General features: G+C 62.4%; 13 protein-coding genes and 2 tRNA genes. All 15 read left to right on the top strand.

Annotated features, from left to right (window positions below):
• Positions 1-163 precede the first annotated feature (163 nt).
• The 15 genes from ftsH (at position 164) to A9G05_RS14360 (ending at position 15,991) form a co-directional block, all read left to right on the top strand.
• Complete coding sequence (gene ftsH / locus A9G05_RS14430; RefSeq protein WP_069561638.1) at positions 164-2,077, top strand: ATP-dependent zinc metalloprotease FtsH; 1,914 nt, start codon at positions 164-166, stop codon at positions 2,075-2,077.
• Positions 2,078-2,086: 9 nt separating this feature from the next.
• Positions 2,087-2,938, top strand: coding sequence for a dihydropteroate synthase (folP, locus tag A9G05_RS14425; protein ID WP_069561637.1), 852 nt, complete (start codon positions 2,087-2,089; stop codon positions 2,936-2,938).
• Between the two features lie 17 nt (positions 2,939-2,955).
• The gene (gene glmM / locus A9G05_RS14420; protein ID WP_069561636.1) at positions 2,956-4,299 is read left to right on the top strand and encodes a phosphoglucosamine mutase; all 1,344 of its coding nucleotides are present in this window, start codon (positions 2,956-2,958) and stop codon (positions 4,297-4,299) included.
• A 65-nt stretch (positions 4,300-4,364) separates the two neighbouring features.
• On the top strand, positions 4,365-5,120 hold the full coding sequence (tpiA, locus tag A9G05_RS14415) for a triose-phosphate isomerase (protein WP_069561635.1): 756 nt from the start codon (positions 4,365-4,367) through the stop codon (positions 5,118-5,120).
• A 4-nt stretch (positions 5,121-5,124) separates the two neighbouring features.
• On the top strand, positions 5,125-5,508 hold the full coding sequence (gene secG, locus A9G05_RS14410) for a preprotein translocase subunit SecG (protein WP_069561634.1): 384 nt from the start codon (positions 5,125-5,127) through the stop codon (positions 5,506-5,508).
• A 10-nt stretch (positions 5,509-5,518) separates the two neighbouring features.
• Positions 5,519-5,604: transfer RNA gene (locus A9G05_RS14405), tRNA-Leu, on the top strand.
• Between the two features lie 98 nt (positions 5,605-5,702).
• Positions 5,703-5,779, top strand: a tRNA-Met gene (locus A9G05_RS14400).
• Between the two features lie 124 nt (positions 5,780-5,903).
• Complete coding sequence (rimP, locus tag A9G05_RS14395; protein WP_069561633.1) at positions 5,904-6,362, top strand: ribosome maturation factor RimP; 459 nt, start codon at positions 5,904-5,906, stop codon at positions 6,360-6,362.
• 48 nt (positions 6,363-6,410) lie between these two features.
• On the top strand, positions 6,411-7,892 hold the full coding sequence (gene nusA, locus A9G05_RS14390) for a transcription termination factor NusA (RefSeq protein WP_069561632.1): 1,482 nt from the start codon (positions 6,411-6,413) through the stop codon (positions 7,890-7,892).
• Between the two features lie 26 nt (positions 7,893-7,918).
• Positions 7,919-10,444 (top strand): translation initiation factor IF-2, encoded by a 2,526-nt coding sequence (gene infB, locus A9G05_RS14385; RefSeq protein ID WP_069561631.1) that lies wholly within the window; start codon positions 7,919-7,921, stop codon positions 10,442-10,444.
• 99 nt (positions 10,445-10,543) lie between these two features.
• Positions 10,544-10,930 carry a 30S ribosome-binding factor RbfA gene (rbfA, locus tag A9G05_RS14380; RefSeq protein WP_069561630.1) on the top strand — a complete coding sequence of 129 codons (387 nt, stop codon included), beginning with the start codon at positions 10,544-10,546 and terminating at the stop codon, positions 10,928-10,930.
• Positions 10,931-10,932: 2 nt separating this feature from the next.
• Positions 10,933-11,850 carry a tRNA pseudouridine(55) synthase TruB gene (gene truB / locus A9G05_RS14375; protein WP_069561629.1) on the top strand — a complete coding sequence of 306 codons (918 nt, stop codon included), beginning with the start codon at positions 10,933-10,935 and terminating at the stop codon, positions 11,848-11,850.
• 93 nt (positions 11,851-11,943) lie between these two features.
• Positions 11,944-12,213, top strand: coding sequence for a 30S ribosomal protein S15 (gene rpsO / locus A9G05_RS14370; protein ID WP_044413751.1), 270 nt, complete (start codon positions 11,944-11,946; stop codon positions 12,211-12,213).
• Between the two features lie 164 nt (positions 12,214-12,377).
• A complete protein-coding gene (pnp, locus tag A9G05_RS14365; RefSeq protein WP_069561628.1) occupies positions 12,378-14,486 on the top strand; it encodes a polyribonucleotide nucleotidyltransferase in 2,109 nt (702 codons plus the stop codon).
• Between the two features lie 95 nt (positions 14,487-14,581).
• On the top strand, positions 14,582-15,991 hold the full coding sequence (locus A9G05_RS14360; protein WP_069561627.1) for a DUF4013 domain-containing protein: 1,410 nt from the start codon (positions 14,582-14,584) through the stop codon (positions 15,989-15,991).
• Positions 15,992-16,062: the final 71 nt, after the last annotated feature.

The following is a 16,062-nucleotide window of genomic DNA, read 5'->3' as shown; positions in this document are numbered from 1 at the left end:
GTGGGACCGCCGTCACGGCGAGCGCCAGGCATCATAAAGGGTTACAGACGGCGCCTGCCGGCCGGCAGGGGTTGTGGTGTAAGTTAGGCCGGTTGATAACCAGCCGTCATGCGGGGCACGTTCCGTGACGGAGCCTGCTCCAGAGGGTAGCTAATTGAACGACATGGCAAAGAACCTGATCCTGTGGCTGATCATCGCCGCCGTACTGGTCACGGTGATGAACAACTTCTCCAGCCCCAGCGAACCGCAGACGCTGAACTATTCCGACTTCATCCAGCAGGTGAAGGACGGCAAGGTCGAGCGCGTCACCGTCGATGGCTATGTCATCACCGGCAAGCGCAATGACGGCGATACCTTCAAGACCATCCGGCCTGCCATCCAGGACAACGGCCTGATTGGCGACCTGGTCAACAACAATGTGGTCATCGAGGGGCGTCAGCCCGAGCAGCAGAGCATCTGGACCCAGTTGCTCGTTGCCAGTTTCCCCATTCTTGTGATCATCGCGGTGTTCATGTTCTTCATGCGCCAGATGCAGGGCGGTGGCGGTGGCCGTGGCGGACCGATGAGCTTTGGCAAGAGCAAGGCTCGCCTGCTGTCCGAAGACCAGGTGAAGACCACCCTGGCCGACGTCGCGGGTTGCGACGAAGCGAAGGAAGAGGTCGGCGAGCTTGTCGAGTTCCTGCGTGACCCCGGCAAGTTCCAGCGTCTGGGCGGCCGTATTCCCCGTGGTGTGCTGATGGTCGGTCCGCCCGGTACCGGCAAGACTCTCCTCGCCAAGGCGATCGCGGGCGAGGCCAAGGTTCCGTTCTTCACCATTTCCGGTTCTGATTTCGTCGAGATGTTCGTCGGTGTAGGCGCATCTCGCGTGCGCGACATGTTCGACCAGGCGAAGAAGCACGCTCCCTGCATCATCTTCATCGACGAGATCGACGCTGTCGGCCGTCATCGTGGTGCCGGCCTGGGTGGCGGGCACGATGAGCGCGAGCAGACCCTCAACCAGTTGCTGGTGGAAATGGACGGCTTCGAAATGAACGACGGCATCATCGTGATCGCCGCTACCAACCGTCCGGATGTGCTCGACCCGGCGTTGCTCCGCCCGGGCCGCTTCGACCGTCAGGTGGTTGTGGGTCTGCCGGATATCCGCGGGCGCGAGCAAATCCTCAAGGTGCACATGCGCAAGGTGCCGGTTGGCGACGACGTAGAACCTGCCGTTATCGCCCGTGGTACACCGGGGTTTTCGGGTGCTGACCTGGCAAACCTGGTCAACGAAGCCTCGCTCTTTGCTGCGCGCGTGAACAAGCGCATCGTCGAGATGCGCGAGTTCGAGCTGGCCAAGGACAAGATCATGATGGGTGCCGAGCGCAAGACCATGGTCATGTCCGAGAAAGAGAAGCTCAACACTGCCTACCACGAGGCTGGCCACGCGATCGTAGGTCGCGTCGTTCCGGAGCATGATCCGGTCTACAAAGTGTCGATCATTCCGCGTGGTCGTGCGCTGGGCGTCACCATGTTCCTCCCGGAGGAGGACCGCTACAGCCTGTCGAAGCGCGCCTTGATCAGTCAGGTCTGTTCGCTGTTCGGCGGCAGGATTGCTGAGGAAATGACTCTGGGTTTCGACGGTGTGACCACTGGTGCGTCGAACGACATCATGCGTGCGACCCAGATTGCGCGGAATATGGTGACCAAGTGGGGGCTGTCCGAGAAGCTCGGTCCGTTGATGTATGCGGAAGAGGAAGGTGAGGTGTTCCTGGGGCGTAGCGCCGGCAGCCAGCACTCGAATGTGTCCGCGCAGACCGCACAGCTCATCGATCAGGAGGTGCGCAGCATCATTGATCACTGCTACGCCACCGCCAAGCAGATTCTGGTGGACAACCGCGACAAGCTCGACATGATGGCTGAAGCGTTGATGAAGTTCGAAACCATCGACGCCGACCAGATCGACGACATCATGGCGGGTCGCCAGCCACGCGAGCCCAAGGATTGGCAAGGTGGCTCCGGCACTCCCGGCAAGCCTGCCCCGCGTGACGAGGCACCTCGCTCGGAGAATCCGATCGGTGGGCCCGCTGGCGAACACTAAGGATTCTTGATGAGTTCCACGCAGTACCCGACCCGGTTGCCTTGCGGCAACCGGGTTCTTGATTTGGGGCGCCCGCATATCATGGGCATCCTTAACGTAACCCCCGACTCCTTTTCCGATGGCGGTCGCTTCAGTCAGCGCGATGCCGCGCTGCGTCACGCCAGCGCCATGGTGGCGTCTGGGGCGACGCTCATCGATGTCGGTGGGGAGTCGACTCGGCCTGGCGCTCGCCCGGTCTCGCCTACCGAGGAGCTGGAGCGTGTCGCGCCAGTGGTCGAGGCGATTGCGCGCGAGCTGGATGTCATCATCTCCCTGGATACGTCCACCCCTGCCGTGATGCGGGAAGGCGCTAGGTTGGGCGCGGGCCTCATCAACGATGTGCGAGCCTTGCGCCGGGATGGAGCGCTGGATGCTGCCGCGGATAGTAGTCTTCCCGTGTGCCTGATGCACATGCGTGGAGAGCCCGGCAACATGCAGGATGCGCCTGCCTACGACGATGTCGTCCGGGAGGTCGGTGAGTTCCTGCGGGAGCGCATGAGAGCCTGCAGCGAGGCCGGTATTCCCGAGGAGCGAATCGTGCTCGATCCCGGGTTCGGTTTTGCCAAGAGCCTCCAGCACAATCTCGTGCTGTTCCGTCATTTGGCTGAGCTGGGGCGTCTTGGTCGCCCCCTGTTGGTCGGTGTGTCGCGGAAGAGCATGATCGGTCAGGTGCTGGGGCGTGATGTCGACCAGCGCCTGTACGGCAGTCTTGGGCTGGCAGCCCTGGCCGTCTCAAAGGGTGCGTGCATCCTGAGGGTTCACGATGTGGCCGAGACGGTTGATGTCATCAGAATGATCGCCGCAGTCGAAGCGGCGGAGTAGGAATCGCGGAGCAGTAGATGAGCAGAAAGTACTTTGGCACCGACGGCATTCGTGGGCACGTTGGGCAATTCCCGATCACCCCGGATTTCATGCTCAAGCTCGGCTGGGCGGCGGGCATGGCGTTCCGCAAACAGGGCAAGTGCCGCATCCTCATCGGCAAGGACACGCGGATCTCCGGCTACATGTTCGAGTCCGCCCTGGAGGCTGGTCTCTCTGCCGCCGGTGCCGACGTGATGCTGCTGGGGCCCATGCCCACGCCAGCGATTGCCTACCTGACGCGCACCTTCCTGGCGGATGCGGGCATCGTGATCAGTGCATCCCACAATCCTCACGGTGACAACGGCATCAAGTTCTTCTCTGGCCAGGGCGTTAAGCTTTCTGACGAGATCGAGTTGATGATCGAGGAGCTGCTCGATCAGCCGATGCAGGTAGTGGAGTCGGCTAACCTCGGCAAGGTTTCCCGGATCAATGACGCAGCGGGGCGCTACATCGAGTTCTGCAAAAGTACGGTGCCGATGAGCACGGACCTGGGCGGCATGAAGATCGTCGTCGATTGTGCCCACGGCGCGACCTACAAGGTGGCGCCGAGTGTGTTCCGTGAGTTGGGAGGCAACGTTTCGGTGCTTGCGGCGCAGCCCAATGGCCTGAACATCAACGACAAATGCGGCTCTACCCACATGCAAGCCTTGCAGGCCGAGGTCGTGGCCCAACATGCGGACATCGGTATTGCCTTCGATGGCGACGGCGACCGCGTGCTGATGGTCGACCACACGGGCGCCATCGTGGATGGGGATGAACTGCTGTACATCATTGCCCGCGATCTCCAGGAGCGGGGCAAGCTCAGCAATGATGGCGTTGTGGGTACGCTCATGACCAATCTTGGCCTTGAGCTGGCGCTTGCCGAGATGGGGATTCCCTTTACTCGTGCCAAGGTCGGTGATCGCTATGTGATTGCCGAGATGCACGAGCGTGGCTGGACACTGGGCGGGGAAAATTCCGGACACATCCTTTGCAGCTACTTCACCACCACCGGCGATGCCTTGATTGCGGCGTTGCAGGTGCTGCTGGCCCTGCAGCGCCGTGGCCAGTCGCTGGCGGAGGCTCGCCAGGGCATGCGCAAGTGCCCGCAGGTTCTTCTCAATGTCCGCTACAGCGGCGGAGGCCTGGATCCTGTCGAACACCCAGCCGTTAAGGACGCTTGTGCCAGGGTCACCGAGCGCATGGCGGGGCGCGGGCGCGTACTGTTGCGCAAGTCCGGCACCGAGCCGCTGGTACGTGTGATGGTCGAAGGGGATGACGAAAAGCAGGTTCGCACTTACGCCGAGGAGCTCGTGAAGGTTGTTTCCGAGGTATGTGCTTGATTTCGCTTGCTAGTTGGAAAAACCTCGGATAACATCTGCGCCCACTTTGATCGACGAGGTACGGCATGCGTCGCCCTTTGGTAGCTGGTAACTGGAAAATGCACGGTACCCGCGCCAGCGTCGCAGAGCTGATCAAAGGTCTTCATCAGCAGGTTGTGCCGGCTGATGTCGATGTGGTGGTCATCCCGCCTTCCCTGTACATCGCCCAGGTTGCTCAAGTGCTCGATGGTGGCTCCATTTCCATCGGTGCCCAGGATTGCGCGATAGAGCCCATGCAGGCTGCCCTTACCGGGGAGATTGCTGCGGTTCAATTGGAAGATGCAGGTTGCAAGTGGGTCCTCGTTGGTCACTCCGAGCGTCGTTTGATTCTTGGTGAGCGTAATGATGTGGTGAGTCGCAAGTTTGCTGCGGCTCAGGCGTGCGGTCTGGTTCCGATTCTCTGTGTCGGTGAGACCCGCGAGCAGCGTGAGGCAGGTGAAACCCTGTGTGTGGTTGGTGAGCAGATTGGTAGCGTCATCGAGGAGCTGGGTGTTGGTGCCTTCTCTTCTGCGGTAATCGCGTATGAGCCCGTGTGGGCGATCGGTACCGGTTTGACTGCTTCTCCTATTCAGGCGCAAGAAGTTCATGCTGCGATCCGCTCGCAATTGTCGGTCGAGAGTGTCGAGATAGCGGCGGGTGTAAGAATTCTGTACGGCGGCAGTGTGAAGGCTGCCAGTGCGGCTGAGTTGTTCGGGATGCCGGATATTGATGGGGGGCTTGTGGGTGGAGCCTCCCTGAATGCAGATGAGTTCGGTGCGATTTGTCGTGCCGCAGGAAGCTGACGAGATGCTTGAAACTGTCGTTATCGTGGTGCACCTGCTCGTCGCCATCGGCGTTGTGGTTCTGGTGTTGCTGCAACATGGTAAAGGCGCGGATGCAGGCGCTTCGTTTGGTGCAGGTGCTTCTGGTACTGTTTTCGGAAGCCAAGGTTCTGCTACCTTTCTGAGTCGCTTTACTGGTATACTCGCCGCGGTTTTTTTCATTACCAGTCTGGGTTTAGCATTCTTTGCTAAGCAAAAGGCTGAGGCTCTGAGTCACGTTGGTCTGCCGGATCCGGCCGCCATTGAGGTTCAGCAGCAAAAGCCGGCATCTGATGATGTGCCGGTGCTCGAAGAGCAGAAGCCCGCAGAATCTGCAGGTGACGTTCCGCAAGCTCCAGAGCAGAAGTAAGGCAAGTTTTGCCGAGGTGGTGGAATTGGTAGACACGCTACCTTGAGGTGGTAGTGGCCATAGGCTGTAGGGGTTCGAGTCCCCTCCTCGGTACCATGCAAGACAAGAAGGCCCGCAGTAGCGGGCTTTCTTGCTGGAGGAGTGTCAGGTTGACCGGGCTTCTGTCTGGTCGTATACTCCGGGCCCAGCTTTGACGCGGGGTGGAGCAGTCTGGTAGCTCGTCGGGCTCATAACCCGAAGGTCGTTGGTTCAAATCCAGCCCCCGCAACCAGTTCAAGCAGAGCCCCTTTTAAGGGGCTTTTTGCTAGCTGGATCACTTTGCCATCGGTTTCGGATGGCTTTCATGATGGGCGTTACGCCCATTTTTTATTTCTACGGCATGCGAGGGCAAACAGGTGTCGAGCAAGCTAGAACAGTTGCAGGCCTTGCTGGCCCCGGTGGTCGAGGCGCTCGGCTATCAATGCTGGGGTATCGAGTTCCTGTCGCAGGGGCGACATTCGCTGCTGCGCGTCTACATCGATCATGAGAACGGTATCCTCATCGACGATTGCGAAAAGGTCAGTCGCCAGATCAGTGGTGTTCTCGATGTGGAGGACCCCATCTCCAGTGAGTACACCCTCGAGGTGTCCTCGCCCGGCATGGATCGTCCGTTGTTCAAGCTTGAGCAGTTCGCGGCCCATGCCGGAGAGCTCGTGAAAATCAAGTTGCGTTCTCCCTACGAGGGCCGGCGCAACTTCCAGGGTCTCCTCCGCGGGGTGGAGGAACAGGATGTGGTGGTTCTCGTCGAGGATCACGAGTACCTGTTGCCGATCGACCTGATCGACAAGGCCAACATTATTCCCCGTTTTGACTGAGACGCGGATCCCGCGGGTCCCAATGGATTGCGAAAGGCGAGGCGTACGATGAGCAAAGAAGTACTGCTGGTTGTAGAGTCGGTATCCAACGAGAAAGGGGTGCCGGCAGGTGTGATTTTCGAAGCCCTGGAGCTGGCACTGGCCACCGCTACCAAGAAACGCTTCGAGGACGAGGTTGACCTGCGTGTGTCCATCAACCGGCACACGGGTAGCTATGACACCTTCCGTCGCTGGGCGGTGGTGGACGACGAGAATTTCGAGGACCCGGCCATCCAGCTGACCCTCGACCAGGCCCAGGCCCGTGACGAAGACGCCAAGATCGGCGACGTCATCGAAGAGAAGATCGAATCCATCGAGTTCGGTCGTATCGCTGCCCAGACCGCCAAACAGGTCATCGTTCAGAAGGTGCGCGAGGCCGAGCGTGCACAGGTGGTCGAGGCCTACCGCGAGAGGCTGGGCGACATCATTTCAGGTACGGTCAAGAAGGTCACCCGTGACAACGTGATCGTTGACCTGGGCAACAACGCCGAGGCGCTGCTGGCTCGTGAGGACATCATCCCCCGTGAGACCTTCCGCGTCGGCGCCCGTGTCCGCGCCCTGCTGAAGGAAATCCGCACCGAGAACCGTGGTCCGCAACTGATCCTCTCGCGCACCGCGCCGCAGATGCTGATCGAGCTGTTCCGCATTGAAGTGCCGGAAATCGCCGAAGAGCTGATCGAAGTGATGGCCGCCTCCCGTGATCCAGGTTCGCGCGCCAAGATCGCTGTTCGCTCCAAGGACAAGCGCATCGACCCGCAGGGCGCCTGCATCGGCATGCGTGGCTCCCGCGTTCAGGCTGTTTCCGGCGAACTGGGCGGTGAGCGTGTCGATATCGTCCTGTGGGACGACAACCCCGCTCAGTTCGTCATCAACGCCATGGCTCCGGCCGAAGTGGCGGCGATCATCGTCGACGAAGATGCCCATGCCATGGACATCGCCGTTGCCGAAGACAACCTCGCCCAGGCCATCGGCCGTGGCGGCCAGAACGTTCGCCTGGCCAGCCAGCTGACCGGCTGGACCCTGAACGTGATGACCGAGGCGGACATCCAGGCCAAGCAGCAGGCCGAGACCGGCGACATCATGCAGTCCTTCGTCGATGAACTCGGCGTGGATGAAGAGCTGGCTCAGGTGCTGGTCGAGGAAGGTTTCACCAGCCTCGAAGAGATCGCCTACGTGCCCATGGAAGAGATGCTGAGCATCGATGGCTTCGACGAGGACATCGTCAACGAGCTGCGTGCCCGCGCCAAGGATCGCCTGCTGACCAAGGCGATCGCGACCGAAGAGAAGCTGGCCGATGCCCAGCCCGCCGAGGACCTGCTGGAACTCGAGGGCATGGACAAGGAACTGGCGGTCGAACTGGCGGTGCGTGGCGTAATCAATCGTGAAGACCTGGCCGAGCAGTCGATCGACGACCTGCTCGACATCGACGGCATGGACGAAGAGCGTGCCGGCAAGCTGATCATGGCCGCCCGAGCCCATTGGTTCGAGTAAGCAGTGCGGCCTGAGGAGAGAAGTGCATGACGCAAGTCACGGTGAAAGAACTGGCCAAGGTGGTCGATACACCGGTGGAGCGCCTGCTGCAGCAGATGCGTGAGGCAGGCCTGCCTCACAGCAGCGCCGACCAGGTGGTGACCGACAGTGAAAAACAGGCGCTGCTCGCGCACCTGAAGAGCAGCCATGGCGAGCGCCTGGAAGAGCCCCGCAAGATCACGCTGCAGCGCAAGACCACCACCACCCTGAAGGTGGCGGGCAGCAAGACCATCAGTGTCGAAGTGCGCAAGAAGAAGACCTACGTCAAGCGCAGCCCTGACGAGATCGAAGCAGAGAAGCAGCGCGAACTGGAAGAGCAGCGCGCCGCCGAAGAGGCCGCACGCGCCAAGGCCGAGGAAGAGGCCAAGCGCCGCGCCGAGGAAGAGGCCCGCCGTGAGGCTGACGCCCGTGCCAAGGACGCTGCTCGCAGCCCCGAGGCTTCGGCAGCAGTGGCTCCTGCTGCTGCTCCTGCAGGCCAGGCGGCTCCGGTTGCTGGCGCCGCGGCTCCTGCACCTGGCGCAGCGGGCGCTCGTCGCGAAGAGCCTCGCCGTCCGGAACGCGCCCGGGACGAAGACGACCGTCGCGACCGCAAGCAAGCCCAGCACCGTCCCTCCGCCAAGGAGAAGGAAAAGGTGCCGTCGCCGCGTATTGCTCCGCGCAGCACCGAGGAAGAGAGCGACAGCTACCGTCGCGGTGGCCGTGGCAAGTCCAAGCTCAAGAAGCGCAACCAGCACGGGTTCCAGAGCCCGACGGGGCCGATCGTGCGAGAAGTCAGCATCGGTGAGACCATCACCGTGGCAGAACTGGCGGCCCAGATGGCCGTCAAGGGCGCCGAAGTGGTCAAGTTCATGTTCAAGATGGGCAGTCCTGTAACCATCAACCAGGTGCTCGATCGCGAGACCGCGCAGTTGGTCGTCGAGGAGATGGGCCACAAGGTCAAGCTCGTCAACGAGAACGCCCTGGAAGACCAACTGGCCGAGTCGCTGAAGTACGAAGGCGAGTCGTTCTCCCGTGCACCGGTCGTGACCGTCATGGGGCACGTCGACCACGGCAAGACCTCGCTGCTCGACTACATCCGTCGTGCCAAAGTGGCGTCGGGCGAAGCCGGTGGCATCACCCAGCACATCGGTGCCTACCATGTGGAAACCCCGCGCGGCATGGTCACCTTCCTCGACACCCCCGGTCACGCCGCGTTCACCGCCATGCGGGCCCGTGGTGCCAAGGCTACTGACATCGTCATCCTCGTGGTGGCGGCTGATGACGGCGTGATGCCGCAGACCCAGGAAGCGGTTCAGCACGCGAAAGCCGCTGGCGTGCCGATCGTGGTTGCCATCAACAAGATGGACAAGCCGGAAGCCAACCCGGACAACATCAAGAACGGCCTGGCCGCGCTGGATGTGATCCCCGAGGAGTGGGGCGGCGACACCCAGTTCGTGCCCGTTTCGGCCAAAGCCGGTACCGGCGTCGACGAACTGCTGGAGGCTGTTCTGCTGCAGGCCGAGGTGCTCGAACTCACTGCCACCCCGTCCGCTCCCGGCCGGGGTGTCGTGGTCGAGTCCCGCCTGGACAAGGGCCGTGGCCCGGTGGCCACCCTGCTGGTCCAGGACGGTACCCTGCGTCAGGGCGACATGGTCCTGGTGGGCGTCAACTACGGCCGCGTTCGCGCCATGCTCGACGAGAACGGCAAGTCCATCAGGGAAGCTGGCCCGTCGATCCCCGTGGAAATCCTCGGTCTCGACGGCACCCCGGATGCGGGTGACGAAATGACCGTGGTGGCCGACGAGAAGAAAGCCCGCGAAGTGGCCCTGTTCCGTCAGGGCAAGTTCCGCGAGGTCAAGCTGGCTCGTCAGCACAGCTCGAAGCTGGAGAACATTTTCGAGACCATGGGGCAGGACGAGAAGAAGACCCTCAACATCGTGCTCAAGTCCGATGTGCGTGGTTCTCTGGAAGCCCTGCAGGGTGCCCTGTCCGACCTCGGCAACGACGAAGTCCAGGTACGTGTGGTCGGTGGCGGCGTCGGTGGTATCACCGAGTCCGATGCCAACCTGGCGCTGGCCTCCAATGCCGTGCTGTTCGGCTTCAACGTGCGTGCTGACGCCGGCGCGCGCAAGATCGTCGAGCAGGAAGGCATCGACCTGCGCTACTACAACGTCATCTACGACATCATCGAGGACGTCAAGAAGGCCCTCACCGGCATGCTCGGCAGCGATGTGCGCGAGAACATCCTGGGCACCGCCGAGGTGCGCGATGTGTTCCGTTCGCCGAAGTTCGGCGCCATCGCCGGCTGCATGGTCATCGAGGGTACTGTCCATCGGAACCGCCCGATCCGCGTACTGCGCGACGACGTGGTGATCTTCGAAGGCGAACTGGAATCCCTGCGCCGCTTCAAGGACGACGTGTCCGAAGTGCGGAACGGCATGGAGTGCGGTATCGGCGTGAAGAGCTACAACGACGTGAAGGTCGGCGACAAGATCGAGGTCTTCGAGAAGGTCCAGGTGGCCCGCTCGCTCTGAGTGGCCACTGACCAGAAGCTGGGAGCCGGGTGCTGCGCGGAGTGATTACGCCGCCAGTTCCAGCTCCCGGCTTTTTGGTTTTTGAGTGAGTACCGATTTATGCCAAAAGAATACAGCCGCACCCAGCGCATCGGTGACCAGATGCAGCGCGAACTGGCCCTGCTGATCCAGCGTGAGGTCAAGGACCCGCGCCTGGGCATGGTCACCATCACCGGCGTCGAAGTGGCGCGGGATCTCGGCCATGCCAAGATCTTCATCACCGTGATGGGCCAGGACGACAACGCCGAAGTCATCCGTCTCAACACCGAGATCCTCAATGACGCAGCGGGTTACCTGCGCATGCTGCTGGGCAAGTCCATGAAGCTGCGCACCGTGCCTCAACTGCACTTCCACTACGATGCCAGCATCCGTCGGGGCGCCGAGCTTTCCGCGCTGATCGAGCGTGCGGTGGCCGAAGACCGTCGGCATCAGGGTGATGAGGACTGACGGTGGCCCAGGTCAAGCGTATCCGCCGCGATGTGAGCGGCATCCTCATCCTCGACAAGCCCCGTGGCATGAGCTCCAACCAGGCCCTGCAGAAGGTCCGCTGGCTGCTCAATGCGGAGAAGGCCGGCCACACTGGCAGCCTCGATCCCCTGGCCACGGGCGTGTTGCCCCTGTGCTTCGGTGAAGCCACCAAGTTTTCCCAGTACCTCCTGGACGCCGACAAGGGCTACGAGACCGTTGCCCAACTGGGCGTCACCACCACCACCGGCGATGCCGAAGGCGAGGTGCTCGAACGGCGCGACGTGACCGTTGGTCGCGACGAGCTGGAGGCGGCCCTGGCGCGCTTCCGGGGTGAAATCCAGCAGGTGCCGCCGATGTACTCGGCCCTGAAGAAGGACGGGCAGCCCCTCTATAAGCTGGCTCGTGCCGGCGAAGTAGTGGAGCGCGAGGCGCGTTCTGTTACTATTGCGCGCCTGGAACTGCTGGCCCTCGATTCAACCAATGCCACGCTTTCCGTCAGTTGCAGCAAAGGCACCTACATTCGCACCCTGGTCGAGGACCTTGGCCAGGTGCTGGGGTGTGGTGGCCACGTCGCTGAACTGCGTCGCACCCAGGCCGGCCCCTTCAACCTGTCCCAGGCCATCAGCCTCGAGGAACTGGAGAAGGCCCACGCCGAAGGTGGCAACGAAGCGCTCGATCGCTTCCTGCTCCCCTCCGACAGTGGTCTGGAGCACTGGCCCCTGGTGCAACTGAGCGAACACAGTGCCTATTACTGGCTGCATGGGCAGCCGGTAAGGGCTCCCGAAGCGCCGAAGTTCGGCATGCTGAGGGTGCAGGATCATACCGGTCGCTTCATCGGTATCGGTGAAGTGAGCGATGACGGGCGCATAGCGCCACGTCGACTGATTCGGTCGGAATGACCGATTCGAGGGTGGCTGTTAATAGGCACGGTCACACCTCTTTTTAAAACACGGGATTCGTTCCCGGCCTATTACTCTCAGAGGAAGCCCATCATGGCACTGAGCGTTGCTGAGAAAGCCCAGATCGTTAACGAGTACAAGCAAGCTGAAGGCGATACCGGTTCTCCGGAAGTGCAGATCGCACTGCTGACCGCCAACATCAACAAGCTGCAGGATCACTTCAAGGCCAACGGCAAAGACCACCACTCCCGTCGTGGTCTGATCCGCATGGTTAACCAGCGTCGCAAGCTGCTGGACTACCTGAAGGGTAAGGACACCACTCGTTACAGCGCCCTGATCGGTCGTCTGGGTCTGCGTCGCTAAGACGCATTCGAGCTGGAAGCTGGAAGCCGGAAGCTGGAAGCAGGACATCGCGCTTGCTTCCAGCTTCTGGTTTCCAGCTTCAGGCTTTTTGAGGAAGACGGCGGGTCCGACTCCCGCGCCTTTCGCAGATTTCCCCCAAGGCAACAAAAGAGAAGGAAAACACCGTGAACCCGGTAATCAAGAAGTTCCAATTCGGTCAATCGACCGTCACCCTCGAGACTGGCCGTATCGCCCGTCAAGCCAGCGGCGCCGTTCTGGTCACCGTTGATAACGATGTCACCGTCCTGGTGACCGTGGTTGGTGCCAAGCAGGCCGACCCGGGCAAGGGTTTCTTCCCGCTGTCCGTGCACTACCAGGAAAAGACCTACGCCGCCGGGCGCATCCCTGGTGGTTTCTTCAAGCGTGAAGGCCGGCCCTCCGAGAAAGAGACCCTGACCTCCCGCCTGATCGACCGCCCGATCCGCCCGCTGTTCCCCGAAGGCTTCCTCAACGAAGTGCAGGTCATCTGCACCGTCGTCTCCACCAACAAGAAGACTGATCCGGACATCGCTTCCATGATCGGTACTTCCGCTGCCCTGGCCATCTCCGGCATCCCGTTCGCCGGCCCGATCGGCGCGGCTCGCGTGGCTTACCACGAGAGCACCGGCTACCTGCTGAACCCCAACTACGAGCAGCTCAAGGCCTCCAGCCTCGACATGGTCGTGGCCGGTACCCAGGACGCCGTGCTGATGGTCGAATCCGAAGCCGATGAGCTGACCGAAGACCAGATGCTGGGCGCCGTGCTGTTCGCCCACCAGGAATTCCAGGCCGTCATCAATGCCGTCAAGGAATTCGCCGCCGAAGCGGGCAAGCCGACCTGGAACTGGACCGCTCCCGCCGAGAACACCGCCCTGCTCAGCGCCATCAAGGCCGAGTTCGGCGAGGCCATCTCCCAGGCCTACACCATCACCATCAAGCAGGACCGCTACAACCGCCTCGACGAGCTGCGCGACCAGGTCGTCGCTCGCTTCGCTGGCGAGGAAGCCGGCCAGTTCCCGGTGGGTGAAGTGAAGGATGCCTTCGGCCTGCTGGAATACCGCACCGTTCGCGAGAACATCGTCAACGGCAAGCCGCGTATCGACGGCCGTGACACCCGCACCGTCCGCCCGCTGAAGATCGAAGTCGGCGTACTGGACAAGACCCACGGTTCCGCCCTGTTCACCCGTGGCGAAACCCAGGCCCTGGTCGTTGCCACCCTCGGCACCGCCCGTGACGCCCAACTGCTGGACACCCTGGAAGGCGAGCGCAAGGACGCCTTCATGCTGCACTACAACTTCCCGCCCTTCTCGGTGGGTGAGTGCGGTCGCATGGGCAGCGCCGGTCGCCGCGAAATCGGCCACGGCCGCCTGGCCCGTCGTGGCGTCGCCGCCATGCTGCCGAAAGGCGACGAGTTCCCCTACACCATTCGAGTGGTGTCCGAGATCACCGAATCCAACGGTTCCAGCTCCATGGCTTCGGTCTGCGGCGCCTCCCTGGCCCTGATGGACGCCGGTGTGCCGATGCGCGCTCCGGTGGCCGGTATCGCCATGGGCCTGGTGAAGGAAGGTGACAAGTTCGCCGTCCTGACCGACATCCTGGGTGACGAAGACCACCTGGGCGACATGGACTTCAAGGTGGCCGGTACTGCCAAGGGCGTCACCGCCCTGCAGATGGACATCAAGATCAACGGCATCACCGAAGAGATCATGGAGATCGCCCTGGAGCAGGCACTGGAAGCACGCCTGAACATCCTCGGCCAGATGAACCAGGTCATCGCCGAGTCCCGCAGCGAGCTGTCCGAAAACGCCCCGACCATGCTGGCCATGAAGATCGACTCGGACAAGATCCGCGACGTCATCGGCAAGGGCGGCGCCACCATCCGCGGCATCTGCGAAGAGACCAAGGCCTCCATCGACATCGAAGACGATGGCAGCGTGAAGATCTTCGGCGAGACCAAGGAAGCCGCCGAGGCCGCCAGGCAGCGCGTTCTGGCCATCACCGCAGAAGCGGAGATCGGCAAGGTCTACGTCGGCAAGGTCGAGCGCATCGTTGATTTCGGTGCCTTCGTCAACATCCTTCCCGGCAAGGATGGCCTGGTGCACATCTCGCAGATCAGCGACAAGCGCATCGACAAGGTCACCGACGTCCTGCAGGAAGGCCAGGAAGTGAAGGTCCTGGTGCTGGACGTGGACAACCGCGGCCGCATCAAGCTGTCCATGAAGGATGTCGAGGCTGCTGAAGCTTCCGGCGTCTGATAACCGGTCGGCTGTATGAAAGAGGGCCCCTTGCGGGCCCTCTTTCGTTTCTCGGAGAATGGCGCGCCGCCAGTCGCCCACAAGGATTCCAGGTCATGGAAAAGACCTACTGCAAGTACCACCAGGCCCAGCCTGCCACCTGGCACTGCCCGGCCTGCGAGCGTCACTTCGGTGACTGCTGCATCCCCCTCAATGCCGAACGCCCGGACGAATCCCCGGCCTGCCCGCTGTGCCGCGCCCAACTGCACTTCCTGGGCGCCGCCAACACCGCCCAGCCGTTCTGGGAGCGTATCCCGCAGTTCTTCCTCTACGGCCTGCAGACCGGCCCCCTGGCCTTTGCCGCCGTGCTCGGCCTGGCCAGCCTGTTCATGCCGCGCTCGATCATCCTCTGGGTCGCGCTGTTCAGCATCGCCACCAAGTACTTCCACAGCGTCATCGAAGCGGCCAGCGAAGGTTCCCGCGAGGCCCCCGGGCTGGCCACCGCCTTCGTCGGTGAGGGCTTCCTGCTGTTCATCAAGCAACTGGTGGTGTTCCTGGTGGCCTTCGCCGTGCTCTGGCTGGCTGCCGATTTCCACAGCGAGGCCCTGTTCTGGGCCGTGAACATCGGCCTCATGCTGCTGATGCCGGCGAGCATCATCCGCCTGGCCCTGAACAAGGAACTCGGTGCCGCGCTGAGCCCCGAACAGCTCGGCGATGTGATCAAGGCCATGGGCTGGCGCTACCTGATCCTCTGCGTGTTCCTGTTCATCCTCTGGCAGTCGCCCGGTTACGTCACCGTGCTACTGGCCCACGGCCTGCCGCGCGTGGTGCTGATGCCCATCGCCGCCTTCCTGTTCGGTTATTTCGGCGTGGTCATGTGCGCCATGATGGGCTACGCGGTGTTCCAGTATCAGGGTGCCCTGGGCTTCGCGATTGCAGAAGAGGGCGGGCATGAGGGGTACCCCGAGCCGGAGTGGCGCCGCCGCCGCGCCCTCGCCGAGGCCGAGGTGCGGGTGAAGGAGGGGCAGAGTGCCGCCGCGCTGGAGACCCTCACCGCGGCTCTGGAGCGGGACCCGAACGACCTGCGCCTGAACGAGCGCTTTCACCAACTGCTGTTCGGCCTCAACGAAACCGCCCGCTGCCTGCGCCACCTTGCCCACTACCTGCCCATCGCCGCCCGCGAGAACCCGGCGCTGGGGGCCACCGCGCTGCTCAATGCCCGCCGGCTGAAGGCGGACTACCTGCCGGAGGACCCGCAGGTCTGCGAGCGCATCGCTGCGGCCCTGGTGGATCGCCACAAGGCCAAGGAAGCCATCAGCCTGTTGCGCAACCTGCACCAGCGCTTCCCGGACTACCCCAACGTCCCCCGTGCCTATTTGCTGGCAGCCCGGGCTTTGGCCGAACAGCTCGGCCAGGTGGAGCAGGCCGGCAAGCTGCTCGCCTTCATCCGGGCCCGCTACCCGGCCACGCCGTTGCTCGGCGAAGTGACGGCGCTGGAGTCCACCCTGGCCCGCCTGGCGGGCTGAGCAGTCGTGCAAAGTGCACGCGCCGCTTGGCTGCATCCTGCAATCTGCAAGCCGAGCGGTGCTTTGACTTA

The organism is Pseudomonas sp. ENNP23 (genome assembly GCF_001728945.1).
GTDB classification, from domain to species: Bacteria; Pseudomonadota; Gammaproteobacteria; order Pseudomonadales; family Pseudomonadaceae; genus Metapseudomonas; species Metapseudomonas otitidis.
This window is presented reverse-complemented; position numbering and strand designations above follow the sequence as displayed.